At 63.1% G+C, this 24,806-nt stretch carries 24 protein-coding genes; 16 read left to right on the forward strand and 8 right to left on the reverse strand.

The features are described from left to right. The first annotated feature begins 12 nt into the window (after positions 1-12). From pstC to nahK, 10 genes are all read left to right on the forward strand, one after another. Complete coding sequence (gene pstC, locus MOP87_RS08650; protein ID WP_028687012.1) at positions 13-978, forward strand: phosphate ABC transporter permease subunit PstC; 966 nt, start codon at positions 13-15, stop codon at positions 976-978. Further along, the gene (gene pstA / locus MOP87_RS08655; RefSeq protein ID WP_027914761.1) at positions 978-1,871 is read left to right on the forward strand and encodes a phosphate ABC transporter permease PstA; all 894 of its coding nucleotides are present in this window, start codon (positions 978-980) and stop codon (positions 1,869-1,871) included. Before pstC ends, pstA begins: the two co-directional genes overlap by 1 nt. A gap of 73 nt (positions 1,872-1,944) precedes the next feature. Beyond that, positions 1,945-2,706, forward strand: a complete 762-nt coding sequence (gene pstB, locus MOP87_RS08660) for a phosphate ABC transporter ATP-binding protein PstB (protein WP_042139286.1) — start codon at positions 1,945-1,947, stop codon at positions 2,704-2,706. Positions 2,707-2,794: 88 nt separating this feature from the next. Then, positions 2,795-3,487, forward strand: coding sequence for a hypothetical protein (locus MOP87_RS08665; protein WP_027914763.1), 693 nt, complete (start codon positions 2,795-2,797; stop codon positions 3,485-3,487). After that, positions 3,484-4,083: a hypothetical protein gene (locus tag MOP87_RS08670; protein WP_042139284.1), complete on the forward strand. Its 600-nt coding sequence runs from the start codon at positions 3,484-3,486 to the stop codon at positions 4,081-4,083. Before MOP87_RS08665 ends, MOP87_RS08670 begins: the two co-directional genes overlap by 4 nt. Positions 4,084-4,343: 260 nt before the next feature. Continuing rightward, positions 4,344-5,534 carry a porin gene (locus MOP87_RS08675; protein WP_027914764.1) on the forward strand — a complete coding sequence of 397 codons (1,191 nt, stop codon included), beginning with the start codon at positions 4,344-4,346 and terminating at the stop codon, positions 5,532-5,534. Positions 5,535-5,840: 306 nt separating this feature from the next. Then, a complete protein-coding gene (locus MOP87_RS08680) occupies positions 5,841-7,157 on the forward strand; it encodes a HipA domain-containing protein (protein WP_242810404.1) in 1,317 nt (438 codons plus the stop codon). Next, complete coding sequence (locus MOP87_RS08685; RefSeq protein WP_028687014.1) at positions 7,154-7,567, forward strand: helix-turn-helix transcriptional regulator; 414 nt, start codon at positions 7,154-7,156, stop codon at positions 7,565-7,567. Before MOP87_RS08680 ends, MOP87_RS08685 begins: the two co-directional genes overlap by 4 nt. Before the next feature lie 274 nt (positions 7,568-7,841). Continuing rightward, complete coding sequence (gene nosP, locus MOP87_RS08690) at positions 7,842-9,005, forward strand: nitric oxide-sensing protein NosP (RefSeq protein ID WP_028687015.1); 1,164 nt, start codon at positions 7,842-7,844, stop codon at positions 9,003-9,005. Beyond that, positions 8,935-11,589 carry a hybrid sensor histidine kinase/response regulator NahK/ErcS' gene (nahK, locus tag MOP87_RS08695; RefSeq protein ID WP_242810405.1) on the forward strand — a complete coding sequence of 885 codons (2,655 nt, stop codon included), beginning with the start codon at positions 8,935-8,937 and terminating at the stop codon, positions 11,587-11,589. Before nosP ends, nahK begins: the two co-directional genes overlap by 71 nt. Here the strand turns inward: nahK and MOP87_RS08700 are convergent. The 6 genes from MOP87_RS08700 to MOP87_RS08725 form a co-directional block, all read right to left on the reverse strand. Beyond that, positions 11,578-12,240: a response regulator transcription factor gene (locus MOP87_RS08700; RefSeq protein ID WP_027914768.1), complete on the reverse strand. Its 663-nt coding sequence runs from the start codon at positions 12,238-12,240 to the stop codon at positions 11,578-11,580. The genes nahK and MOP87_RS08700 overlap by 12 nt on opposite strands. Positions 12,241-12,296: 56 nt before the next feature. After that, a complete protein-coding gene (locus MOP87_RS08705) occupies positions 12,297-12,857 on the reverse strand; it encodes a PQQ-dependent catabolism-associated CXXCW motif protein (protein WP_027914769.1) in 561 nt (186 codons plus the stop codon). Between the two features lie 133 nt (positions 12,858-12,990). Beyond that, positions 12,991-13,782 carry an ABC transporter permease gene (locus tag MOP87_RS08710; RefSeq protein WP_027914770.1) on the reverse strand — a complete coding sequence of 264 codons (792 nt, stop codon included), beginning with the start codon at positions 13,780-13,782 and terminating at the stop codon, positions 12,991-12,993. Continuing rightward, on the reverse strand, positions 13,782-14,522 hold the full coding sequence (locus MOP87_RS08715) for an ABC transporter ATP-binding protein (protein WP_027914771.1): 741 nt from the start codon (positions 14,520-14,522) through the stop codon (positions 13,782-13,784). The genes MOP87_RS08710 and MOP87_RS08715 overlap by 1 nt, the downstream gene beginning before the upstream one ends. Next, positions 14,519-15,481: a YVTN family beta-propeller repeat protein gene (locus MOP87_RS08720; protein WP_347402998.1), complete on the reverse strand. Its 963-nt coding sequence runs from the start codon at positions 15,479-15,481 to the stop codon at positions 14,519-14,521. Before MOP87_RS08720 ends, MOP87_RS08715 begins: the two co-directional genes overlap by 4 nt. 56 nt (positions 15,482-15,537) lie before the next feature. Continuing rightward, positions 15,538-16,731 (reverse strand): ABC transporter substrate-binding protein, encoded by a 1,194-nt coding sequence (locus MOP87_RS08725; protein WP_027914773.1) that lies wholly within the window; start codon positions 16,729-16,731, stop codon positions 15,538-15,540. A 148-nt stretch (positions 16,732-16,879) separates the two neighbouring features. On the opposite strand from MOP87_RS08725, the gene MOP87_RS08730 reads away from it, so the two are divergent. Both MOP87_RS08730 and MOP87_RS08735 read left to right on the forward strand, forming a co-directional pair. Further along, positions 16,880-18,163, forward strand: coding sequence for a histidine kinase (locus MOP87_RS08730; RefSeq protein ID WP_059183105.1), 1,284 nt, complete (start codon positions 16,880-16,882; stop codon positions 18,161-18,163). Then, the gene (locus tag MOP87_RS08735) at positions 18,160-18,798 is read left to right on the forward strand and encodes a response regulator transcription factor (protein WP_027914775.1); all 639 of its coding nucleotides are present in this window, start codon (positions 18,160-18,162) and stop codon (positions 18,796-18,798) included. Before MOP87_RS08730 ends, MOP87_RS08735 begins: the two co-directional genes overlap by 4 nt. Before the next feature lie 14 nt (positions 18,799-18,812). Here the strand turns inward: MOP87_RS08735 and MOP87_RS08740 are convergent, their stop codons facing one another. Both MOP87_RS08740 and exaA read right to left on the reverse strand, forming a co-directional pair. Next, positions 18,813-19,472, reverse strand: coding sequence for a pentapeptide repeat-containing protein (locus tag MOP87_RS08740; RefSeq protein WP_027914776.1), 660 nt, complete (start codon positions 19,470-19,472; stop codon positions 18,813-18,815). Positions 19,473-19,534: 62 nt separating this feature from the next. After that, positions 19,535-21,430, reverse strand: a complete 1,896-nt coding sequence (gene exaA / locus MOP87_RS08745) for a quinoprotein ethanol dehydrogenase (RefSeq protein WP_027914777.1) — start codon at positions 21,428-21,430, stop codon at positions 19,535-19,537. A gap of 251 nt (positions 21,431-21,681) precedes the next feature. On the opposite strand from exaA, the gene pedF reads away from it, so the two are divergent. The 4 genes from pedF to MOP87_RS08765 are packed head-to-tail and all read left to right on the forward strand — an operon-like array spanning position 21,682 to position 24,779. Beyond that, positions 21,682-22,143, forward strand: a complete 462-nt coding sequence (gene pedF / locus MOP87_RS08750; RefSeq protein ID WP_110606774.1) for a cytochrome c-550 PedF — start codon at positions 21,682-21,684, stop codon at positions 22,141-22,143. Then, on the forward strand, positions 22,140-23,033 hold the full coding sequence (locus MOP87_RS08755; protein WP_242810407.1) for a transporter substrate-binding domain-containing protein: 894 nt from the start codon (positions 22,140-22,142) through the stop codon (positions 23,031-23,033). The genes pedF and MOP87_RS08755 overlap by 4 nt, the downstream gene beginning before the upstream one ends. 9 nt (positions 23,034-23,042) lie before the next feature. Then, complete coding sequence (locus tag MOP87_RS08760) at positions 23,043-23,807, forward strand: quinoprotein dehydrogenase-associated SoxYZ-like carrier (protein WP_110606772.1); 765 nt, start codon at positions 23,043-23,045, stop codon at positions 23,805-23,807. A 39-nt stretch (positions 23,808-23,846) separates the two neighbouring features. After that, the gene (locus MOP87_RS08765; RefSeq protein ID WP_110606771.1) at positions 23,847-24,779 is read left to right on the forward strand and encodes a quinoprotein relay system zinc metallohydrolase 1; all 933 of its coding nucleotides are present in this window, start codon (positions 23,847-23,849) and stop codon (positions 24,777-24,779) included. Positions 24,780-24,806 lie beyond the last annotated feature (27 nt).

A 24,806-nucleotide genomic window follows, 5' to 3' on the forward strand; every position in this document is an offset into this window, starting at 1 on the left:
CGGAACCTGCCAATGAACACACCCTTCGACCTACCGGATAACCCCGACTCCGCCTGCCGGCCGCCGTCTGCCAGGGACGTGCTGGTGGACCGCACCTTCCGTGCGCTGGCCCGCATTGGGGTTGTGCTGGTCCTGGCACTGGTCTTCGCACTGGTTTACGAGGTAGGCCGCAAGGCTTTGCCCGGCATCGAGAAGCATGGCTTCGACGTGCTGCTGGGCAGTGTCTGGGACGTCAACCAAGGCCAGTACGGCATTCTTCCTGCCATCTGGGGCACGCTGTACAGCGCATTCATCGCCTTGCTGATCGCCGGTTTCTTCGGCGTCAGCATGGCCATCTTCCTGACCCAGGATTTTCTGCCGGCCAGACTCGCGGCGGTGTTTCGCACCATCGTCGAGCTGCTGGCCGCCATCCCCAGCGTGGTGTACGGGCTGTGGGGCATCTATGTGGTGATTCCGGCCATACGGCCACTGACCACCTGGCTCAACAGCGAGCTGGGCTGGATCCCGTTCTTCGGCACGTCCCTGAGCGGGCCGGGGTTGCTGCCTGCAGCCTTGGTGCTGGCGATCATGATTCTGCCGACCATCGCCGCGGTCTCCCAGGACGCGTTGACCAGTGTGCCGATGAAAACCAAGCAAGCCGCCTATGGCATGGGCACGACGCACTGGGAGGCGATTCTCAAAGTCATGGTGCCCTCGGCTGCGACCGGCATCTTTGGCTCGCTGGTGCTGGGCCTGGGCCGCGCCCTGGGCGAGACCATGGCACTGGCCATGCTGGTGGGCAACGCCAACACCCTCTCTGTGTCACTGTTCGCGCCGGCCAATACCCTGGCAGCGTTGCTGGCCCTGAACTTCCCCGAAGCCGGACCAAACGAGGTGGAAGTGCTGATGTACGCCGCCCTGGTGCTGATGTTCATCACGCTGCTGGTGAACGTGCTGGGCTCGATGATCATGCTCTACGCGCAACGAGGTAACCGCTGATGACCGATCTCTCTACACCAGTGGCCGCGCTGCCAAGCCTGCAGCGCAAGCTCGAGGGCCGGGCGCTGCGCAGCGTACTGCTGACCACACTGGCCTGGCTCGCCGCCCTGGTGGCCAGCGTGCCGCTGATTTCGGTGCTGTACATGCTCATCACCCGTGGTGGCGCACGGCTGAACCTGGAAGTGTTCACCGAGCTGCCGCCAACCGGCTTCGAAATGGGCGGCGGCTTCGGCAACGCCATGGTCGGTACCCTGGTCATGGTCGGCATTGCAGCGGCCATTGCTGTGCCGGTGGGCATCCTGGCGGCCGTGTTTTTGGCCGAGCTCGGGCCTGACAGCAAGCTGGCCAACGCCGCACGCTTCGCCGCCAGGATGCTGACCGGCTTGCCGTCCATCCTGGCTGGCGTGTTTGCCTATGCGCTGGTGGTGATGACCACTGGGACCTACTCGGCGCCGGCGGGCGGCGTGGCGCTGGCCGTTTTGATGCTACCAATCGTGGTCCTGACCGCCGAGGAAGCCATGAAGATGGTGCCCAAGATCATGAAGGACGCCGCCTACGGCATGGGCTGCACCCAGGCCCAGGTGATCTGGAAGATCGTGCTGCCCACCGGCCTGCCCGCCATCCTGACCGGCGTCATGCTGGCCGTGGCCCGGGCGGCGGGTGAAACGGCGCCGCTGCTGTTCACCGCGTTGTTCAGCAACTACTGGATCTACCACGATGGCAGCCTGGCGGTGATGAACCCCACCGCTTCGCTGGCGGTGCTGATCTACAACTTCTCCGGCATGCCGTTCGACAACCAGTTGGAGCTCGCCTGGGCGGCGTCGCTGGTTCTGGTAATGATCGTGCTGGTCATCAACATCCTGAGCCGTGTATTCGGCAAGCCCAAGTACTGATAAGGGAGCATTCGACGTGAACGTATCCACCGCCCAAAGAGTCGCTCCCCTGGCCAGCGAAACCCCCATCGTCATGGATTGCAAGCTGGACAAGATCTTCTACGGCAACTTCATGGCCGTGCGCGACAGCCACGTGCCGATCCGCAAGAACGAGATCACCGGTTTCATCGGCCCGTCCGGTTGTGGCAAAAGCACCGTGCTGCGCAGCCTCAACCGCATGAACGACCTGGTCAAGGGCTTTCGCTTCGAAGGGCATGTGCACTTTCTGGGGCAGGACGTCTACGGCAAGGGGGTCGATCCAGTCGTGGTGCGCCGCTACATCGGCATGGTGTTCCAGCAGCCCAACCCGTTCTCGATGAGCATTTTCGACAACGTGGCCTTCGGCCTTCGGCTGAACCGCTACAAGGGCGATATCGGTGACCGGGTCAAGCATGCCTTGCAAGGCGCTGCGTTGTGGGATGAAGTGAAAGACAAGCTCAAGGTCAGTGGCCTGTCCCTGTCCGGTGGCCAGCAGCAGCGCTTGTGTATTGCCCGGGCCATCGCCACCGAACCCGAGGTGCTGTTGCTCGATGAACCCTGTTCGGCGCTGGACCCGATTGCGACCCGGCGGGTGGAGGAGCTGATGGTGGAGTTGAAAAAGGACTACACCATTGCGCTGGTGACCCACAACATGCAGCAGGCCATTCGCGTGGCTGACACCACGGCGTTCTTTTCGGTCGACATTTCCCAAGGCACGCGCACGGGCTACCTGGTAGAGATGGGGCCCACCACCCAGATATTCCAGGACCCTCGTGAACAGCTGACTGCCGACTACATCAGTGGCAAGTTCAGCTGAGCCTCGCTTGAGAACGCCCGCGCGCCAGTGCCAGGACGGCCAAGGCCCGCGGTTGTCTTTACCCCAATACCGCAATCAGGGATAACCGATGCCAGCGACGCCCCGCCTGGATCTCAACGCCGTCGAGCACGCCCTGCGCCAAGTGCAGGCGCATTTCGCCGAGCTCAGCCGCCACTTCACCGAACCTCGCGACCCGTTCACCGACGAGGTGCTGTGCAACGTGCTGGAGGGCTACGCGTTGGTCGATCACTACGTGGCGCGCGGTATCGACCTGTTTCACCTGCAGCAGGTGAACCTGATGCTGGAAATCAACGCCACGGTGCTCTGTGGCACCGACGCCGCCCGCCGCCAGGAGTTCGCTGCGCACCTGGCGGCTACCGAAACCCATTTTTTCAACAACGTCGAAGGCGGCATCAAGGACTTGTACAACTGGTACTGCGGTTATGGCAGCGATTCGATATGGAAGCGCGCAGCTGGCGTGTACGTGCGCATCCTCAGCAAGCCGCAGCTGTTCATCGAAGGCAACAACCGTACCGGCTCGCTGATCGTCAGTTATCTGCTGATGCGCGCAGGCTTGCCGCCATTCGTGCTGTCGCTCGAGAACGCCGAAGGCTACTTCAATCCCTCGTCAGTCATCCGCAACTCGGCCAAGCATGGCGTCAAGGCGCTGTACGAGCTGCCCAAGATCAAGAAAAAGTACGCCGCCTTCCTGGAAGCCCATGCCCCGGCGCCCGAGACGTTTTTCCTGCCAACCCCCCTGCGCGAGAGGAGCCTTCGATGAGTCGCGGATTAGCCTGGCAGCGCTGCCGAGCGGTGCTCGAAAGCACTGTACGTCAAGCGCGAGTGCGCATCTCGTTCGACATCGACGATACCTTGGCCTGCCTGCCCGAGCACGCCGAAGCCGAGCCGGACCGGCTGCCGAGCTTCGTCCACCGCTGGTTGGGCGAGCCACTGCGCAGCGGTACCCGCGAATTGATCAGCGACCTGCGCCGCCAGGGTTGCAGCGTGTGGATCTACACATCGTCCGGACGCACGCCGGCCTACATCCGCCGATGGTTGCTGCTGTACGGTATCCGCGTCGATGGCGTGGTCAACAGCGACCGCCACCAGCACATGCTGGGCCAGCGGGGGCTGGTCAACTCGCCCTCCAAGCTGCCCTCGGCGTTTGACATCGACCTGCATGTGGACGACTCCGAAGGTGTACGGCTCGAGGGGCTCGAGCATGGTTTTCGCGTGGTAGTGGTCTGCCCCAAAGACGACCAATGGACGCAGAAGGTCAAGCAGGCGGCTACCGATGTTCAGGCCACGCTGGCCTGGCAGCAACCTCATCGCTTTACCACAGCACGTGCGCAGCGGGGATCGATGCTCGCTTCCTGACCCGCCAGAGGCCAGGCAGGCCCTGTCTGGTCAGCTGTCCCGTTCATACGCTCGGCCACTTTCGTGCCGATCTTCGGTGTCCATCATTGATGCGTAAGCCCTAGGTCGCACGACCCGGCCTAGCCCGTAGTGGTCCCAAACCACCGGGCCTTGCACGCCCTTCGCAAGCAGGCTCGATGCTGCGCCAAAGCAGCGTTTCTGACCGCTACCCACCTTTCGATAATCGCCTCCGACCCTCTGTCCCCCGTTTGGAGCGCGCCATGCACAACAATAAAAACAAGTCTCTGCGGCCTCGTTACCTGGCAGTTGCCATCGCCAGCCTTGCGGCTGTCAGCCTGAGTTCCCTGGCGCAAGCCGAGATCATGCTGTACGACCAGAACCAGACCACCTTTTCCACCGACGGCTATATCAACGCGTTCTACGTCAACAGCAAGGTCGACCGTGAAGGTGAGCAGTTCGACCGCCGCCAGTCTCGGGTGAAGATGGGCTTTCTGCCCAATTACCTGGGGTTCAACATGGGCAAGCAGGTCAATGACCTGAAGCTCGGTGCCCGTGCCTCGTTCTGGGTCACCATCAACGACAGCGAAAGCACGGGTACCGACACGGCCATCGATGTCCGGCAGTTCTACGGTACTGTGGCCAACCCTGAATGGGGCGAGGTGCTCATCGGCAAGGATTTCGGGCTGTTCGCCCGCTCGAACATCCTGCTCGACGAGCTGCTCGCCGGTTACGGTCAGGTCAGTGACACGCTGGGCCTTGTCGATGGCGGGGGTGTGTCGTTCGGCAACATCGGCAGCGGCTACCCGTATCCGTTCCCGACTTCGCAAATCACCTACCGTACCCCGGTCATGGAGGGCCTGCGTATCGCCGTGGGGATCATGGACCCGGTCGACACCAATGACAGCAGCCCCACGGGCAAGGCCTACCAGAAGAACCCCCGCACCGAGTCCGAGATCACGTACCAGTTCGACCTGGCAGGCGCACACATCTACAGCTGGCTAAACGGCAGCTACCAGACCTCCGACAACACTGACGACGCGGTGCGGTCTGTCACCTCAAAAGGGCTTGGCTATGGCGTGCAGGCCAAGCTGGGCGGGCTGTCCCTGACCGGGTCCGGCTTCCAGGCCAAGGGCATCAACCCGTTCTTCACCAACAATGCCGGCGAACCGGTGTTGCGCAACGTGGACAGCGACGGCTACCTGCTGCAAGCCTCTTACAAGGTCGGCAAGAACCGGGTTGCGCTTTCCTACGGCAAGACCAAGGACGACGGCAACGGCGCGGTAGGCAGCGGTGCCGATTATCAAACCCGCGGGGTGGCGCTGTTCCATGACATCAACGACAACCTCAAGCTGGTGGCCGAGTACAACCAGTTTTCCATTGAGGGCCATGAGACTCGCGAGCAGAACGAAGACACCGATACGTTTGCCGTGGGTGCGGTGCTGACGTGGTAACGATGTGGCGCAGGCGCAGTGTTCAACGGGGCTTGCGTGGTATTCCAGACCTTCAGGGTCAGGCGCCTGATGGCGGTGCAGCGCTGCAGCCCGAATGATGCTTGCACGCACAACGCTGTTGACGCTCACTTGCCCGCCGGACGCTTCCCAGCCGTCAGGACAGCACCCAATACATGCGGCAAGCAATTAAAACCAGCAGTTTAGTGCCGGTTTTTCAAAGTTCAGGCTGTTAGTCAGCATTTTATTGCCGGTTATTGACCCGGGGACTATTCTAATCAGCATTGCAGTACTGATTAGGAGATTGACATGCCGCTCAAGCTCGTCATTCAAGCTTTTTTTGAGGGCACATGGGCCGACGCGGCCACGCTTACGTTTGAGAACCCTGAGCGTGTTGCTGAGGGTGCGTGCCTGGTGGCCTATGACGACGACTACATCATCGCAAACTTTGATTGCATGGAAGATCGTTGCGAACGGGCGCTGAGCGTTGGCCTGCCCTTGAATTGGGATCACCACCGCGGGAAAGGCTATCCGGCATTTCTATACGACCTCATTCCTTCTGGCGCTGCCAAAGAGTCCCTTGAATCGCGTTACGCGCGATCCAAACCCGAAGGTATGGAAATGGGGCTGTACCTTTTGAAGCGTTTCACACCGGCCCCCGTCGGGCATTTGCGGATCAAGGAGTCGGTAGAGGATCTGCAGCCGGGTCGACAAGAGGCATTCGCGCGCCTTGAAGTCGTGAACAGGACGAATGAGTTTCTGGAGTGCGCCTTTGAAACCGGTGCGGCGTTGGGTGGCGCTACCGGTGCCAACGGGCAAGCCCCCAAACTGCTTATGACCCAAGCCCACGACGGTGCGCTATACGCTGATGCAATGCTTGCCGATAACCAAGCGCGTCAACACTGGCTGATCAAGTTCGCGCGCAATAAAGGGAGTGAGCGCGATAACGATATCCTGCGCACCGAGTTCCATTACTACAACGCGGTGGCGGCCCTGGGACTTGATACGGTTCCCACTGAGGGCTTGATGCTCGAGGAGGCAGTCAAGCCCAGCCTGTGGATGCCGCGCTTTGATCGCCGAGTCGTGAATGGCGTAGTGGAGCGGGTGCCACTGGAGTCGGTGTATTCAATCTGCGGCATTACCGGTTATGGGCAGGTGATGGCCCATGCTGAAGTCGTTCACCGATTGGTGGAGCTGTGGACCCACAACGGCCAGCAGGATGAGATAGAGGACTTGGTGTTCGAGTACGTACGGCGCGATCTGCTCAATCGCATTCTGGGCAATACCGATAACCACGGACGAAACATCTCCATCATCCGTGAAAATGGAAAGTTTCGTTTGGCCCCGATCTATGACCTTGCGCCAATGATCCTTGACGAAGAGGGCGTCACACGGACGACGAAGTGGGTGGCCGAGCGCAAGGGTTCCTCCAACTGGAGGGACAATTGCGCTGAACTGGCCGGTTACACCGATCCCGATGTGCTGCTGCAACGGTTGATGAATGCGGCTGATGGCTTCAGGGCGTTGCCCGATCTGCTGACGGGTGTCCCCGAGTCGGTACGCAATGCAGCCTCTTTGCCGGTCAATGACCTGGACAAGCGACTCGCACAGTGGGGGTTGAGATGAAAAAATTACAGCCCGAACAGCGTGCTCAGCTTGTGGAGGAGATCGCCCAGCGCAACGCCTTGGGGCTTGATTCGATCGGCGCATCCATCCGCCGCTTGCGGCTCGAAGTCACCGGTCTGGATCAAGAGACCTTTGCAACGATGTGCAAGATGTCCACGAAAAGCTTGTATGAACTCGAAAGTGGGAAATCCAACCCCAAACTCGGCACCCTGGAGGCTGTGCTGCGTCTTTTTGGGCTGCGGATGGGTATTGTGCTCAATCCCCGGGGGGGAATTAACCCGGTGTCGTTGACCGATACACCCGCACAGGCTGAACCGAAACGAGGAAGAAGCCCTGCGGCAGCTAAGGCAAAACGGGGAGGATCCAAGCAGGAAACGCCCAAATTTCCGTCACGCGACGACGGACAGTGAAAGGGCGGTAGCTGAGCGTGCGAGAGGCGCTCTGACGACTGCCTGGATGATCTTGCGATGGTGCGGGGATCGTTTCGCCAGTGCATGGAGGCTCGGGCAGTGCTGCTACCGGACGTTCTGGGCCACCCAGGGCATTCGCCTCCTCCAGCAATAGCGTGCGTCAGTAGCTCACCACTACGCCCATCGACGCGTGCACCCGCTACGCAAGTAGCATTCGAACCCTGGCCCATGCTTCGTACACTCACCGCTCAGCCAGCCCTTGCCGGAGACCCCGATGCAGCAGGCACATAACGAGGGCGTGGTCAGCGCCATGTCCCAGGCCAGCGATGCACGCGTGGCGGCTCAGGAACTGGCGCGGCAACTGCTGCATCCGCACTTGGGCTTCGTGCTGTTCTTCTGCACCGCCGAGTACGACCTGCAGGCCTTGGGCCAGGCCCTTGAACAAGGCTTTGGCGGCATCCCGCTGGTCGGGTGCACCAGTGCGGGGGAAATCACGCCGCTGGGTTATGGGCGCAGTTGCGTGACGGCCGTAGGTTTTGATCACCGGCATTTTTCCATCGCCACCGAACTGATCGACGAAATGGAGCGTTTCAGCCTGATCGACGCCCAGCAGATGGTCGAGCGGTTGGTCGGCAGCTGTCGCGGCAACGCCTTGGCCCAGATCAAAGGGCACAGCTTCGCCTTGACCTTGCTCGATGGCTTGTCCAGCCGTGAAGAGACGGTGCTGGCGGCCCTGAGCGCAGCGTTGGGCGATATCCCGCATTTTGGCGGCTCGGCCGGGGACGACAACTACCTGACACGGACCCACGTCTTCTATGGCGGGGCGTTTCACCACGGTGCTGCCGTGGTGGTGCTGGTCAATACCTGGCTGGACTTCGAAGTGTTCACCACCCACCACCTTGAGCCACGGCAGGAAAAACTGGTGGTCACCGGCGCCGACAGCGCCCAGCGACGGGTGTATGAGCTCAATGCCGAGCCTGCGGCCGAAGAATATGCACGCCATATCGGGGTGCCCGTCAGCGCCCTGGACCACAGGCTGTTTGCCGCCCACCCGCTGGCCGTGCGCATGCACAACCGGTACTACGTGCGGGCCATCCAGCAGGTGCATGCCGATCTGAGCCTGAGCTTCTACTGTGCGGTAGAGAACGGCATTGTGCTCACGCCCATGACACCCGGCCCGTTGCTGCCGAACCTGCAGCAGCTGTTCGATGGCCTGCAGCAACGCCTGGGTCCGCTGATGCTCACCATCGGCTGCGACTGTTTTTTGCGGCGCTTGGAGCTGGAGACCCAGCAAGGCCTGGCGGCGGTGGGTGATTTTCTGCGCGAGCAGCGGGTGATGGGCTTCAACACCTATGGAGAACAGTTCAATGGCATGCACATCAACCAGACCTTCACCGGGGTTGCCATTGCCCGCAACCGAACCCGCCCCGGGCAATGACGTGCAGGCCGAACTGGCGCAGCTTCGCTATGAAAACCGCAAGCTGCAACGGATCAACGCCGCGCTGATCGAGCGCATCGAGTCGGGTGTCACGCGCGGCAGCGATCCCTATGCGGCGTTCCAGCATTCGGTGGTGCTGGCCGAGCAGGTGCGCGAGCGCACTGATGCGTTGAACCAGGCCATGGCCGAACTCAAGGCGGGCAACCAACTGCTCAGCGAAGCGCGTCTGCGCGCTGAAACCGCGCATCAGCACCTGATCGATGCCATCGAAAGCATTTCCGACGCGTTCATCCTGTTCGACCGAAACCTGCGCATGGTGCTGTGCAACAGCCGCTTCAAGGCTTTCTGGGAGAACCGCCGCGTGCGCATCATTCCCGGCATGCGCCTGGTCGACGTGCGCAAGCTGATGACCAGCAGCGGCCTGTTCAGCGAGGATCCGCGCGGCCCTGCCGACGAACATCTGTTGTACCGACAGCACAATGGCCGCTGGCTGCAGGTCAACGAGCGCCCCACCTGCGAGGGTGGCCGGGTGATCCTGTTCACCGACATCACCGAGGTCAAACTCAGCGAAACCCTGCGCAGGGAACAGGCGGTGGCGCAGAAATCGCACCTGTTGCAGCGGGCGGTGGACAACCTGTCCCAAGGCGTGGCCATGGTCAACGCGGACGGTGTCCTGGAGTTGTGGAACCGCCGGTTCCTGGAGCTGAGCGGGCTGGCCCCGGTCGCTGCGCACCGTCCCTTCGCCGACGTGATTGCCGACAGCGAGCTGCGTTTGCTCACGCCCGAAAGCCGCGACGACAACGGGCGTATCGTGCACGAGTGCGAGCAACGCCTGTTCGACGGGCGCATGCTGGAGATCCGCACGCATCCACTGCCCACTGGCGGATTCGTCAACACGTTTACCGATATCACCGAACGCTACCTGCATGCCGAGGCCCTCAGCGAAAGCGAGCGCTGGATCCGGCTGATCACTGACCATGTGCCGGCACTGATCGCCTACCTCAACGCCGACCTGGTGTATGAGTTCACCAACAAGGTCTATGAGCAATGGTATTGCTGGCCCAGTGGGCTGATGCTGGGCCAGAGCCTGCGCCAGGCCCATAGCGAGCAGCATTATCAGCGCCTTGAAGCCTATGTGGCGCGGGCGCTGGCAGGGGAGAGCGTCACGTTCGAATTTCCGGAAACCAACATCAACGGCCAGGAGCGCCACATGCTGCGCTCCTATGTACCCAATCGGCTGGCCTCTGGCGAGGTGGTCGGTATCTTCGTGTTGATCCGTGACATTACCGAACGGCGCAACACCGCCCAGGCGCTGCACCAGGCTTATCAGCACCTGGAGCTGCGGGTCCGTGAGCGTACGGCCGAGTTGACCAGCCTCAACGAACAGTTGTTACGGGAGATCGAAGAACGGCGACGTGCCGAGGCGCGTTTGCGCGAGGCCAAGCACGAGGCTGACCAGGCCAACCTGTCCAAGACCAAGTTCCTTGCCGCGGTCAGCCATGACCTGCTGCAGCCACTGAACGCGGCGCGCTTGTTCACCAGCGCCTTGCTCGAGCGCCGCGATCCGCTGGCCAGTGCACAGCTGGTGCGTAATGTCAGCAACTCCCTGGAAGACGTCGAGAACCTGCTGGGAACGCTGGTGGACATCTCCAAGCTCGATGCCGGCGTCATCACTGCCGACGTGGCACCCTTCGCCCTGGCGGAACTGATGGACAACCTGGCGGCAGAGTATGCCCACGTCGCCCGCAGCGAGGGGCTGGCCCTGCACTTCGTAAGCTGCTCGGTCGTGGTGCGCAGCGATATTCAGCTGCTGGCGCGGATCCTGCGCAACTTGCTCAGCAACGCCATCCGCTATACCCCCAGCGGGCGCGTGGCGCTGGGCTGTCGCCGCCAGGCAGGTTGCGTGCGCATCGAGGTGTGGGACACCGGTATCGGCATTGCCGAGGAGCATCTTGAGGAAATGTTCCAGGAATTCAAGCGTGGCGCCGTGCAGCGGCCGGATCAGGATCGCGGCCTGGGCCTGGGGCTTGCCATCGTCGAGAAGATTGCCGGCATCCTCGGTCACCGTATTGCCGTGCGCTCCTGGCCCGGCAAGGGGTCAGTATTCGCCGTGGAAGTGCCGCTGAGCACCGCCGTCCCGATTGCACGGCCCGAGCATGCCGTATGCCAGCCGATGCTCGAGTGCCTGCGTGGGGCCCGGGTGTGGGTGCTGGACAACGACGCTGCCATCTGTGCCGGCATGCGCACACTGCTCGAAGGCTGGGGCTGTTGCGTGATCACGGCACTGTCGGAGCAGGACCTGGCCCGTCAGGTGGAGAACTACCACGCCGATGCCGACCTGCTGATTGCCGACTATCACCTTGATGACGACTGCACTGGCGTCGACGCCGTGGCACGTATCAATGCCCGCCGTGCCCGGCCGCTGCCTGCGCTGATGATCACCGCCAACTACAGCAATGAACTCAAGCAACAGATCCGTGAGCGAGGCCATACGCTGATGCACAAGCCCGTACGGCCCATGAAACTCAAGACCGCCATGAGCCACTTGCTGGCCTCCCGGGCCCCTTGGGGGTCAGCGCCGTAGATAGTCAGCGAAGTCGATGTCGCCGGCGCTGAGGATGGCCTGCACCCGGTTGTGCACGTTCAGCTTGCGCAGGATGGCCGAGACGTGGGCCTTGACGGTGGTTTCGGCGATGTCCAAGGCATAGGCGATCTGTTTGTTCGATTCGCCCTTGGTCATGCGTTCGAGCACCAGCAACTGCTTGCGCGTCAGGGCCTGGAGCATTTCCGGCGGGAAGCTTGGGGCATCGCTCAGGCGGCGGCTGCTGCTTTTCTGCGCGCGGATGATATCCGGCGGCAGGTACACGTTGCCGTTGAGGATCTGCTCGATCGCCTCGATCATCTGCGCGCGCGGCGAGGACTTGGTGATGAAGCCCACCGCACCGTAGGTGATGGCTTGCAGCACCACCTGCTTCTCTTGCTCGGCCGAGACGATCACCACCGGGGTGGTAGGTGCCTCGTTGCGCAAGGTGATCAGCCCGTTCAGGCCATGCATGCCCGGCATGTTCAGGTCGAGCAGGATCAGGTCGAGGTCGTCATGGTCCTGGGTCAGCGTCAGCGCACTGTCCAGGTCGGCGGTTTCCATGATTTCACTGCCCTGAAACCCGTCACTGATGACGTTGTGGATCGCTTCGCGAAACAGCGGGTGATCGTCGGCAATCAAGATTTTGTACATGGCCTTTTCACCTTGTTCTTGTTTGAATAATTAAGCGCGCAGGGGCAAGCAAGCTGTCAGGGAAACGCTGCTGGCTGGGCCGTCTGCACGGGCAGGTCGGCCTGCTGCCAGGCGTCTAGCCCGTCGCGGTACCAGTAGAGGTTGGTGTAGCCCAGGTGTGCTGCGCGTTTTACCGCGTTCCAGCTCAACCAGCAATCGGACCGGCAATAGAAGACGACAGGGTAATGAGGCTGCCCCCCTGTGGCCTGACGCAGGTGATGCTCGAAGTAACCTTGCCAGGCAGGGCTGAGCACGCCGTCGCCGGTGTTGGGCAGCCACAGGCTGCCAGGCAGGTTGGCGTGGGGCTCGTCTTCGATGAAGCGTTCATGCAGCCACTGGCGGCGGTAGACGTCGATCAGGACAGGGGCCGGATGCCCCCGCATCATCGATTGCAGCGCGGCAGTGTCTATCACCTTGCCACCTTCGACCTGCGGCGGGGTCGGGCTGCGGTACAGCGTGGCGCGGTAGCCATCTGGCGTGAACGTCGGTGGGGCGGCGGCCTGGGCATGGCCCAGCAAAAGGCTCAGCGAGGCGGCGGCCAGCAAGCACAGGGGCAGCCTTTGGAGGGCACGTGGCATGGTCTGTTCCTTCTTGTTATAGGCGCATTACATGCCAGTGCCACGGCTTTGTGAATGCGACCATAGACACCCTGGGCAGTACCAAAGTAGTAGAGGCGAGCCTCCCCTGCAGCGCACGGTCCACCGGGGCACCTCACCGTGGTTTGCGCAGGGCGGCGTGCTGCGGGTTGAAGGTGACGATAGCCAGCAGCGTGAACAGCATGCTCAGCGTCAGGCATACCGCCAGCGCCAGCAGGCTCAGCCGCTCGTAGAGCGCAAAGCGCACCAGCTCGACGGCGTGGGTGAACGGGTTGACCGCACACAGCCAGTAAAGCCACTGGCTGGCCTCCTGCATTTTCCAAAGCGGATAGAGCGCCGACGACAGAAAGAACAAGGGGAAGATCACGAAATTCATCACCCCGGCAAAATTCTCCAGTTGGCGGATGGCATTGGACAGCAACAGCCCCAGTGCGCTGAGCATGAACCCCACGAGCAGTACCGCGGGCAGGGCCAGCCCCAGGCCGCCGACCGGGGGCTGAATGCCGTAAAGCCAAGCGATGGCGATGAAGATGTACACCTGTAGCACAGAGATAAGCGACGTCGCCAAAAGCTTGCTGCACAACAGAAAGGCCCTGGGCAGCGGGCTGGTCAGCAGCACCCGCATGCTGCCCATCTCCCGGTCGTAGACCATCGATAGCGAACCTTGCATGCCATTGAACAGCAGGATCATGCAGGCCAGGCCCGGCACGATGTAGACCTCGTAGGGAATGTAGCTGTCGTATGGCTCGATGATGGCGATGCCCAGTGCAGCACGAAACCCGGCAGCGAACACCACCAGCCACAACAAGGGGCGCACCAGTGCGCTGATCAGACGCGTGCGTTGGCGCACGAACCGCAGGGCTTCACGCATGAGGATGCCGCTAAAGCAGTACCAATAGGCGTTCATCAGGCGGGCGCTCCAGCCGTGTTACACGTGTGATAGGCGAACGTACGGCCCAGATCGCCGCCGTGGGGCTGCATCATGGCCTCGGCAGGCCCATTTGCCACCACCCGACCCTGGTGCAGGATGACCAGGTCATCGGTCGCCTGCACTTCATCGAGCAGGTGAGTGGTCCACAGCACGCTCAAGCGCCGATCGCTGTGGCACAAGCTACGCACGTGCTGGTTGAGTGCTTGCCGGCTGGGCGGATCCAGGCCAACGCTGGCTTCGTCGAGTAGCAAAAGGCGGGGCCCGTGCAGCAGTGCCCGGGCGATTTCGACGCGGCGCCTGTGCCCAACATTGAGTTCGCGCACGGGGTCACGGCGCCGCTCTCCCAGCCCTTGGCGGGCCAGTTCGGCGTCCACGCGGCGCTGGGCCTCCCGCCGGGGCATCCCATGCAGCGCTGCGTGATAGCGCAGGTTCTGTTCCACGCTAAGGTCCAGGTCCAGCGTGCTCTGCTGAAACACGACGCCCAGCTGCCCTAGCGCTGCCCGAGGCTGACGGCGCAGCGAATAACCCAAGACCTGGATATCGCCGTGCTGCACGTCATACAGGCAGGTCATCAAGGCAATCAAGGTCGACTTGCCGGCGCCGTTGGGCCCCAGCAAGGCGGTGAAGTGGCCGGGCGTCAGGCTGAAGGTCACGTCCCTGAGTGCCGCGCGCTGACCATAGGCGAAACTGACCCCATCAATGTGCAGCGCGTTCATGGCGTGACCACCACACCCCATGGATAGCGGCCGACCTTGATCGATTTGAGCACCTTGAGGCTGGCCACGTCGATCACCGACACGTCGCCGCTCACGCCATTGGTGGCCAGCAGTTGCTGCTGGTCAGGGGTGAAAGCCAGCTGCCAGACGCGACGCCCCACCAGCAGGTAGTCCAGCACTTCGAATGTCCTGGCATCGACCACCGCCACATGATTGGCCGGGCCCAGTGCCACGAACGCGTACTTGCCATCGGCGCTGAGCTTGATGCCCACTGGCTGGACTTTGTCAGGGTGCACGCCCTTGATGGCGAAGTTCAGGGTCTTGAGCACCTTACGCGAAGCCACGTCCAGGATGGTGACCGTGCCGCCGATTTCTGCCGACGCCCACAGGTGCTTGCCATGCTGGCTGAATTCCACGAAACGGGGGCGCTGGTCCACCGGGGTGCTGTCGGCCAAGGTCTGGGTCTGGGTGTCGATCCAGTGCAGCATGTTGGTGGTTTCGCTGGTGTTGACCGCCCATTTGCCATCCGGGCTCACGGCCATGCCCTCAGGTTCGATGCCCACATCCACCTGGGCCAGCACCGTGTCGCTAACGGTGTCGATGACCGTGACCAGGGCATCGTCTTCGTTTGACACGTACAACCAACGGTCGTTGGGATGCAGGGCGAATTGCTCGGGGTCTTTGCCTGACGGGAGTTCCTTGACGAGGGTGCGGCTGGCCACGTCCATCACCTGCACCCGATCCGAATCGCTGGCGCAGATGTACAGCAGCTTGTTGTCGTGCGACAGCAGCAGGCCGCGCGGGCGTTGGCCGACGGGCAGGGTGTCGGTCACCGTCAAGGTCTGCAGGTCGATCAGGCTCAGGGTGTTGTCCTTCTCGTTGGACACCCAGGCGGTGGCGGCCAGAGCAGGCTCGCCGGCCAGGGCCAGCACGACCGGCAGAAGACGGGCGCACAGCAGGCAGCGTGATGAGGGGCGGCGGCGCATGACAGGTTCCTTGTTATTGTGTGGGCGTGTCAGGGGTAAGTGCAGGTCACATCGGCCTTGTCGAATCCCAGGCTGTCCATCTCGTTGGAAGGGTGCAGGAAGCCTTCCTGCGGTGAGGTGCTGACCAGGGCTCTGGGCTGCACCAGGGGGATGGGTTGGCGCAGCTCGCCATTCCAGGGCCTGTAGCTGAGCTTGCGCCCCTTGAAACCGTCGAGTGGCAGTTGTTCGCTCACAAGCAGTTGCTGCAAGGCCCTGGGCTTGGCCTCGCGCAGCTTGCTGACGGCCGTGGCGATGCTGCGCACGGCCATCCACGCTGCGAAATCGCGGTCGTTCATCCAACGGCCGGCCTGCGCTTCGAAGCGTTTTTGCAATTGCGCGGCGCCAAACGTTTCTACGGTCTTGTGCCAGCCGGTGGGCGTCAGGCCCTGAGTGCCGGCGACCGGGCGTGGCAACCAGGTCTGGTAGGGCACGTATTCGCCGAAGTCGCCCCGTTCATCAGCCACCAGCACCACGTCGTATTCGCGCGCCTGAGTGAACAGCGGCATGTCGGCCTGGGCGCTGCGGCGCTGGTCGTTGTCGAACGTCCAGCGCTTCTCGGCCACCAGTTGCAGGCCAAAGCGCTTGGCCGCGCGGCGCAGCGCGGCGGCGTAGGCTTCATCGTCCGGGGTCTGCCCGACGATCAGCAACCCGCGCTGCCATTTGCGCAGCACCAGAAACTGCACCAGCGCATCGGCCAGCATCGCCCGCCCAGGCAGGGCGTGGAGCACATTGCCCAGGCACTGCACGCTGCGTATGGCGTCATCCGGGCTGCCGGCATTGAACAGCAGGCTGTCAGGCAGGGCCGCAGACAAGGCCCGCAGGCTGGCGACCGGCGCGTTGATGACGAACAACCGCACGCCATCCCCATGCTGGGCCTGGGCGGCATGCAGCAGTTGCTCGGCGGAGTCGGCACGTGCGCTGACCAGCGCGAACTGCTGCTTGAGAAACCGCCCGGTGGTATTGCTGTCGGCAACGGCTAACTGTGCCCCTTGCAGGCCGGCATCGTTCGGTTCAGGCCAGATAGTGGACAACAGCGGGCCGCTGTCAGGGCGATAGCTCAGGTAGCCGATACGGATCTGCAAGGGGCTCACGGCCTGTGTGTCGGCCCTTTCGTTCTGAGCCCAGGCCGTCGGCGCAAGCAAGGTCAGCAGGCAAGTCAGGACAAGGTGGGCAGGCTGGCGCATATCGCACTCCACGGCAGATGGCGCCAGCATAGAAAGCCTGCCGGGGCCGGGGGAATATGCAGAAAGTAGCGCCCAGCCGCTACCAAGGTAGTAGCGGGTGCGCTGGCGTGGCGCCCTAGGATGGCAGCAGTTGCCCTGGAGCCCGGTCATGCATGCTGTCAATCTGTCTGCCCTCTGGCGTATCAACCTGTGGGTCGCTGGCTGTTTCGCGGTGTTGACCCTGGCCTGCGCGGGGGTCGTGCTGCACCAGGCATCAGCCGATGTGAAGCGGGAGTTGCAGTCGGCCGAAGCGGTGATGGCGTACATGGCCCAAGCCGCCAGCCACGACCCGGCGAGCCTGCAACCTGTGCTGACCGAGCACCTGCGCCACGTGCGCGTGCATTGGCTGAACCCTGGCGAGCCTGAAAAAACGGCGGTGCCGTCCGAGGCCGGGCTCGATGGCTGGTTGGGCACGGTGCTGGCAGGCGAGCACTACGACAGCACCCGTATGCTGGTACTCGATGATGGCCGCCGCGTCGCGTTGAGCGTGGACGCACGCGATGAGGTCGATGAAGTCTGGGACTCGCTGCAACAGCTGCTGGCGGTATGTGCTGTCGCGTTGGCCATGAGCCTGCTGTCCATCAGTTGGGCCGTGCAGCGCGGGCTGCGCCTGCTGGCTGCGCTGCTGCGTGCATTGCGCCAGGTGTCGCAAGGGCAGTTGGACGTGCGTCTGCAAGTGACCGGTGGCCCGCAAGCGCGCCAATTGGCCGGGCACTTCAACCAGATGGCCGCGGCGATCGAGCAGGCCCAGGCCGACAACCAGCAACTGACTGGCGCTTTGCTGGCGGTCCAGGAGCAGGAACGCACGCGGCTGGCTCAGGCGCTGCACGACGACCTGGGCCAGTACGTGGCCGGCATCCGCGCCCAGGTGTGTCTGTTGCAATTGTGTGCCCACCAACCTGAGCAGGTGCGACAAACCACCCAGACGCTGGAGCGCAACTGTGCAGGCTTGCAGTTCGGTTTCCGAGCCTTGATACGGGACTTGTACCCGGTTGCGCTGCAGCACCTGCCCATGGCCGAAGCCCTCGACCAGTTGGTGAGCCAATGGCGTGCCAGCCAGGCCATCGAGTGTCATTTGCGGGTCGGGGCCCAGTTGCCGGCGCTGTCATCTACCCAACGCACGCATCTGTACCGGTTGTTGCAGGAAGCGCTGACCAACGTCGCTCGCCATGCCCACGCCCGTCAGGTGCGGATACGCCTGCAACGGGGCGCCAACGGGCTGCGCCTTCTGGTTCGCGACGACGGCTGCGGCGCCAGCCAGCCTGGGCGGCCCGGGGTAGGTTTGCATTCAATGGCCGAGCGCGCCCGCAGCCTGGGCGGTGAACTGCGCATTCTCACCCGTCCCGGTGCCGGGTGGGCACTGGCCCTGACGATTCCCCTGGAGGTGTCATGAATATCGTGCTGGTCGACGACCACGCCGTGGTTCGCCAAGGCTACGCCAGCCTGCTGCGCGCCGTGTTGCCATCGATGCAGGTGCGTGAGGCTGCCAGCGGTGAAGAAGCCCTGGCTCGCGTGCAGGAGCAGGTACCGAATCTGGTGATCATGGACTTCGGCCTGCCCGGCATCAGTGGGCTGGAAACCACCCGACGCCTGCGCCAGCGCCTGCCGCAGTTGCGGGTGCTGTTCTTCAGCATGCATGACGAGCTGCCACTGGTACGCCAGGCGCTGGACGCCGGCGCGGCCGGCTATCTGACCAAGAGCTCGGCCCCGCAGGTTCTGGTCGAGGCCGTACAGCGCGTGCTTGCCGGATACGCGTACATCGAGCAGGGGCTGGCTACCCAACTGGCCTGCAGCTCGACGCACGATGCTTGTGATCCCAGGCTGCAACGCCTGACCCAGCGGGAGCTGGAAATCTTCGTGATGCTGGTTCGCGGCACACCGGCCCGGTCGATCGCCGAGCAGCTGTGTATCAGTGCAAAGACCGTCTCCAATCACCTGACCATGCTCAAGAGCAAACTGCAGGTCGGCTCCCATGCTGAACTGGTGCACGTGGGCATCGACCTGGGTCTGGTACGTGTAGCGGGTTAGCCGAGTGCTCGAAGTCAATGTTCCCAGGTGGCTGGGCAGCCGCTGCAGCCTTGCATGTTGGCGTCCTGGAAGTTGCCGTAGTGAAGGCGCGCGCCTTCCAGCTTGGCTTGTTCGAGGTTGCTCTGCCCAAGCTTGGCTTCCTGGAGGTTGGCATCGTTCAGATGCGCGCCGCGCAAGTCGGTCTTGTTCAGCCAGGCCATTTCCAGGTCGGCAGCCTGCAAGTTGGCCTGCTGCATCCTGGCGCCCGAGAGCCGGGCGAATTGTAGGTAGGCAGCGCTCAGGTCGGCGTTGGTGAACTGGGCGCCTTGGGCAAACAGCCCCCAGCCCTGGATGGCCATCAGCCGTGCACTGCTCAGGTCGGCCAGGCGCAGGTTGCTTTGCTGCAGGCTGGCGCGGGTCAGGTTGGCGCCCTGCAACCGGGCTTTTTCGAGATTGGCCAGGTCCAGCCGGGCGTGGCGCAGGTCGGCATCGCGCAGGTCGGCGCCGGCCAGGTTCATCTTGCGCAGGTCCTGATTGGCCAGCTTGGCGCCCCGCAGGTTGGCGCCGGGGCATTGGCTGGCTTCGGCGATCACGCAGCCGTTGATGCTCAACGGCGTGTCGCCGTCATCGCTATCAGTGGCCAGCGCCAACGCGGGGGTGATGGCCAGCAACAAGGCCAGTGGTAGAAAGGTCATGATCGAGTTCCCTGGACAGACGCAAAAGGGCGGGGCGCAGCCGGAGCGCGCCCCGCTGTCGGTCAACGTTGAGCAGTCGTGGTGTCCCAACTCGGTATCTTGAACACCCAGAAAGAACCGCCCTGGGCCACTGGCTTGGTCAGTTCGGCCATGTCGCCGCCCCACAGCGGCACCGCCCCGCCATAGCCGACAGTGACACCGATGTATTGCTCCCCGTCCTGCTCCCAGGTAATGGGCGGGGAAACGATGCCGCTGCCCGTCTGGAATTTCCAAAGCTCTTTGCCGGTCTTGGCGTCGAAAGCCTTGAAGAAACCGTCACCGGTTCCGGTGAAAACCAGGTTGCCCTTGGTCGCCAGCACCCCGGCCCACAGCGGCAGGTGCTCCTTGTGTTCCCACACCAGCTTGCCGGTGGTCGGGTCCATGGCGCGCAGGGTGCCTACGTGGTCGTCGTACATGCGCTTGATGCGAAAGCCCATGCCCAGGTAAGCGGAGCCTTTCTTGTAGTTCACTTCCTCGGTCCAGTATTCCTCTTTCCACTGGTTGCCCGGGATGTAGAAAAGACCGGTGTCCTGGCTGTAGGCCATGGGGTTCCAGTTCTTGCCGCCCAGGAAGGGTGGCGACACTTCCACCGGCTTGCCCTTGGTTTCTCCCGGCAGCGGCTTGGCGGGCCGTTGCCCTGGATTTTCCACGGGACGGCCGGTCTTGAGGTCGATGTGACTGGCCCAGGTGATGTTGTCGACGAAGGGGAAGGCGTTCTGCAGCTTGCCGTCGTTGCGATCGACCACGTAGAAGAAACCGTTGCGGTCGGCATGCCCCGTGGCCTTGATCACCTTGCCTTGCTTGTCCTTGTAGTCGAACAGCACCAGCTCGTTGTTGCCAGAGAAGTCCCAGGCGTCGTTGGGGGTGTGCTGGTAGAACCATTTGACCTCGCCAGTGCTGGGGTCCACGCCCACCTGGCCGGAGGTATAGAGGCTGTCGTAATCGTGCGGGTTGCCGTCCTTGGCGGTGCGTGCCCAGGTGTTCCAGGGGCCTGGGTTGCCGGCACCAACGATGATGGTATTGCTTTGGGCATCGAAGCTTGCACTCTGCCAGGGTGCGCCGCCGCCGTGGCTCCAGGCCTCCACCTTGCCGGTTTCGGTGGTCGGGTCATCCGGCCAGGACGGTGCCTTGACGTTGCCAGTAGGGGTGCTGTCCTTGCCATTGAGGCGGCCCATGTGGCCCTCGACGAAGGGGCGCATCCACACTTCCTCGCCGGTTTCCGGGTCACGGGCGAACAGCTGGCCTACCACGCCGAATTCGTCGCCGGAGCTGCCGTGGATCAGCAGCACCTTGCCGCTGGTCTTGTCCTTGACCAGCACAGGCGCCCCGGTCATGGTGTAGCCGGCGCTGTGGTCGCCGAATTTCTTGTTCCACACCACCTTGCCGGTGTGTTTGTTCAGCGCGATGACCCGGGCGTCCAGCGTGCCAAAGTAGACCTTGTCGCCGTAAATGGCAGCGCCACGGTTTACCACGTCGCAGCACGGGCGAATGTTGTCCGGCAGGCGGTGATTGTAGGTCCACAGGCGTTTGCCGGTCTTGGCATCGAGGGCGAATACCCGCGAGTAGGAGCCGGTGACGTACACCACGCCGTCGCTGACAATAGCCTGAGACTCCTGGCCACGTTGCTTTTCGTCACCAAAGGAGTAAGACCAGGCCGGGGTCAGCTTGAACACGTTCTTGTCGTTGACCTGGGCCAGCGGGCTCCAGCGCTGGGCGTTGGTGCCCATGCCGTATTGCAGGACGTCCCCAGTCGTGAGGTGGTCGTTGGCGATGTCTTCCCAGGTCACGTTCTTGCTGGCAGGTGCCGGGCTTGTGGTTGCCGCCGTGGCCACTGTCCCGGTGGCCAGGCTTGCGGCCAGCAGCAGGGCCTTCACGCTCAGGGCCAGGGGAGACGGGGCGGGTAGCGATCTTGTTGTCATGGTTGCAATTCCCTGTGGAGTTTGGCCCGCACAGCGTGGTCCGTCCGGACGCTGCGCAACAGGGAGAAAATCCCGCCGAGGCCGGGAAAACTTCCCACCGCCAACCTCTTTTCGCACGTCGTCGCAAGCCCTACTACCAAGGAACGAGCACCCGACCACCAAAGCAGCATACGGCCCCGGCGCCGCGGTTTCTAAGATGGCGGCACGGCCTCTGTGGTTGAGGCCTTGCGTGCAACCGTGAGGGCATAACAATGACAATCAAACGCAACGTCGTGCTGGCTGCCGGCCTGTTGGCCGGTGCCGTGTTGACCGGGTCGGCCTGGGCCCATGGCAACGTGGTGCCGCAGGCGGTGGAGACCCAGGGGCTGACCCCGATCAAGGAGGCTGGCGTGAGCCTGGATGCCGATGGCTGGGCGGCGGTCAACCCTTACCGCGAGTCGCCCGAGCACGACAAGGCGATCGAAATCGGGGCGTCGGCGTACAACCAGAACTGCGCGGCGTGTCATGGTCTTGAAGCCAAGTCCGGCGGCATCGCGCCTGACCTGCGCATGCTCGACGTCGGTGAAGCGGGTGATGAGTGGTTCGTCGAACGTGTGCGTCACGGTGCCGTACGCGATGGCCGCGTATACATGCCCAAGATGGCGGACTACCTGAGCCAGGAAGCGCTCTGGGCAGTGCGCACTTACCTGGACAGCGTGCACGTGGAGGAATGAACGTCGTGCGCCACTGGGCGGCCATGTTCTGCGCCATTGCCGGCCTGCTGCTAGGGGGGGCGGCGGTGCAGGCGCAGGTGCGCAACTACGATTCGATCATCGCCGCAGGCGAGCTCAAGGTGGCGGTCTACAAGGACTTTGCCCCCTACAGTTTCCAGGACCATGGCCAGGCCCGTGGGGTGGACGTGGAGCTGGCGCAGGCGCTGGCCGACGGGTTGGGCGTACGCCTGCAACTGATCTGGGCACCGCCTGGCGAGAAGCTCGACGACGACCTGCGCGATTACATCTGGCGAGCAAGCCCGCTGCGTCACCAGCAGCTGGCCGATGTGATGATGCGCGTGCCCTACGACCAGGCCTATACCCAGAAGCGCAACGAATTGGGCGAGCTGGAAAACGGCCAGGTGGTGATGTTCGGCCCTTACCAGCAGGAGCGCTGGCAGGTGGCGTTCGATCGCAGGCGCCTGCCTGCGGTCAGTAGTATCGCGGCGCTAGAGGGTCACCCGGTCGGGGTCGAGGTGGACAGCGTGCCTTCGTTCTACCTGACATCGGTGTTCGACGGGCTACTGCGTGCCAGCGCGCGCCACTACCCCAGCGTGCAGCGAGCGTTCGCGGCCATGGGCAAGGGCGAGGTGGATGCGGTGATGGCCATGCGCGGTGAAGTGGATTGGCAACTGCACCAGGCCCGGGATCGGCACCTGCAGGTGGCTGAAAACGCCTACCCCAGCCTGGGCAAGCAGGTTTGGGAAATCGGAATGGCGGTGCACGAAAGCAACCGGCAGCTGGCCTATGCCCTGGAAGAAACCCTGGAAACGATGATCCGCGAGGGGCGCATGCAGGCGCTCTACGCGCACTACGGGCTGCGCTACGAAGTCCCGGAGATGTACCAATAGGAGCGGACGATGAACTGGCGAGCGGGATTGGGGCTGGTGTGCATCCTGAGCGGGTCGGCTCATGGGCTGGGCGGTACACCTGCCAGCAATGCCGACCCTGTCCCTTCGGTGATGTGGGCGTTCTACCACAAGCAGATCTTGAACCAGGCGCCGTTCGTCTTCGATGATCGGGTCAAGGTGCTGGCGCCGCCTTTTGCCGAGGATGCTCGCCTGGTCCCGCTGGAGATCGATGCTCGGGCCTTGCCTGACGTGGTGCGGATTCTGGCCTGGGCCGAGCTCAATCCGTTGCCGCGCATCGTCGACTTCGAACCTGGGGAACAGGTCATGCCCTGGTTGTCGGTGCGCATCCGGGTCGAGCAGGCTACGCCGTTACGCGCAGCGGCGCTGACCCGCGACGGCACCTGGCATGTGGGATCGGCCCTGGTCGACGCAGCGGGTGGGGGGTGCACCGCACCCAGCGTGGTGCGCACCCAGCCTGGATGGGAGGAGCACTTGGGTGAAGTGCTCGGGGGGCGCTATCGGCGCCAGGATGGCAGCCGCTTGCGCCTGCAGATCGCTCACCCCATGGACAATGGCCTGGTCAGCGGGATTCCCGAGTTCTTCATCAACCAAGCTGAGTTGCTGGATGAACACGGGCAGCAGATCGCGACCTTGGTGCTTTATCCGGCGGTCAGTGAAAACCCAAGCCTTGGGTTCGATGTACGCGCACCGGGGCCTAACCGCCTGGTGCTTCAGGACAACAGCGGCAATCGGTTCGAAGCCGCCGTGCCTTGAACGTGGCCGGCGTGGTTTCATGCCCATGGGAGGTATCTGATGCGATGGATGATGCTCTTGCTGCTGGGCGTGGGCCTGCCGGCGCTGGCCGACTTCGACTACCGGCTGGGGCCGCGACAGATCGCCCAGGGCACCTGGGTAATTGAAGGCAGTACCGACAATTTCCAGAAGGCCAACGGCGGTAATGTCGTGAACACGGCGTTCATCGTGACCGACGCCGGTGTGGTGGTGATCGACAGTGGGCCGTCCAAGCGCTATGGGGAGGCCATGCGCCAGGCAATCGCCGGGGTCACGGACAAGCCCGTCATCGAAGTCCTGTTGACCCATCACCACCCGGATCATGTGCTGGGTAACCAGGCATTCGCCGAGGTGCCGATCGCTGCGCTGGCCGGTACGACCGAGCTGTTGCGTCAGCAGGGCGATGCCATGGCCGAGAACATGTACCGTCTGGTCGGTGACTGGATGCGAGGCACCGAAGTGGTCTTGCCGACCGAGGTGGTACAACCCGGCAGGCGTGAAGTGGGCGGGCATCGACTGCGCCTGTTGGGCTTGGCAGGGCATACCGGCGCTGACCTGGCCATTTTCGATGAAACGACCGGCGTGCTGTTCGCGGGCGACCTGGTGTTCTACGAGCGTGCCCTGACCACGCCCAACAGCCCGGGGCTTGACGTCTGGCAACGTGACCTGGACACGTTGCAGGCCTTGCCCTGGCAGCAACTGGTACCGGGCCATGGCCCTGTCGCAAGCGATAGCAGGCCCTTTGCCCAGATGCACGATTACCTGCGTTGGCTGGATGGCCTGATGCGCGAAGGCGCCGAGCAGGGCGCCGACATGGTCGAGATGATCCGCAGCCCTGTGCCCGAGCGGTTTGCCGCGATCAGCCTGACGCGCTATGAGCTGATTCGAAGTGTCAGTCACCTGTACCCACGCTATGAAAAGCAGGTGATGCAACGGGTGGATGTGAGGCCCTGATAACGGCCAGGCCCTGTTCCCTTGTAC

The organism is Pseudomonas sp. I3-I5 (assembly GCF_022699445.1).
GTDB classification, from domain to species: Bacteria; Pseudomonadota; Gammaproteobacteria; order Pseudomonadales; family Pseudomonadaceae; genus Aquipseudomonas; species Aquipseudomonas fulva.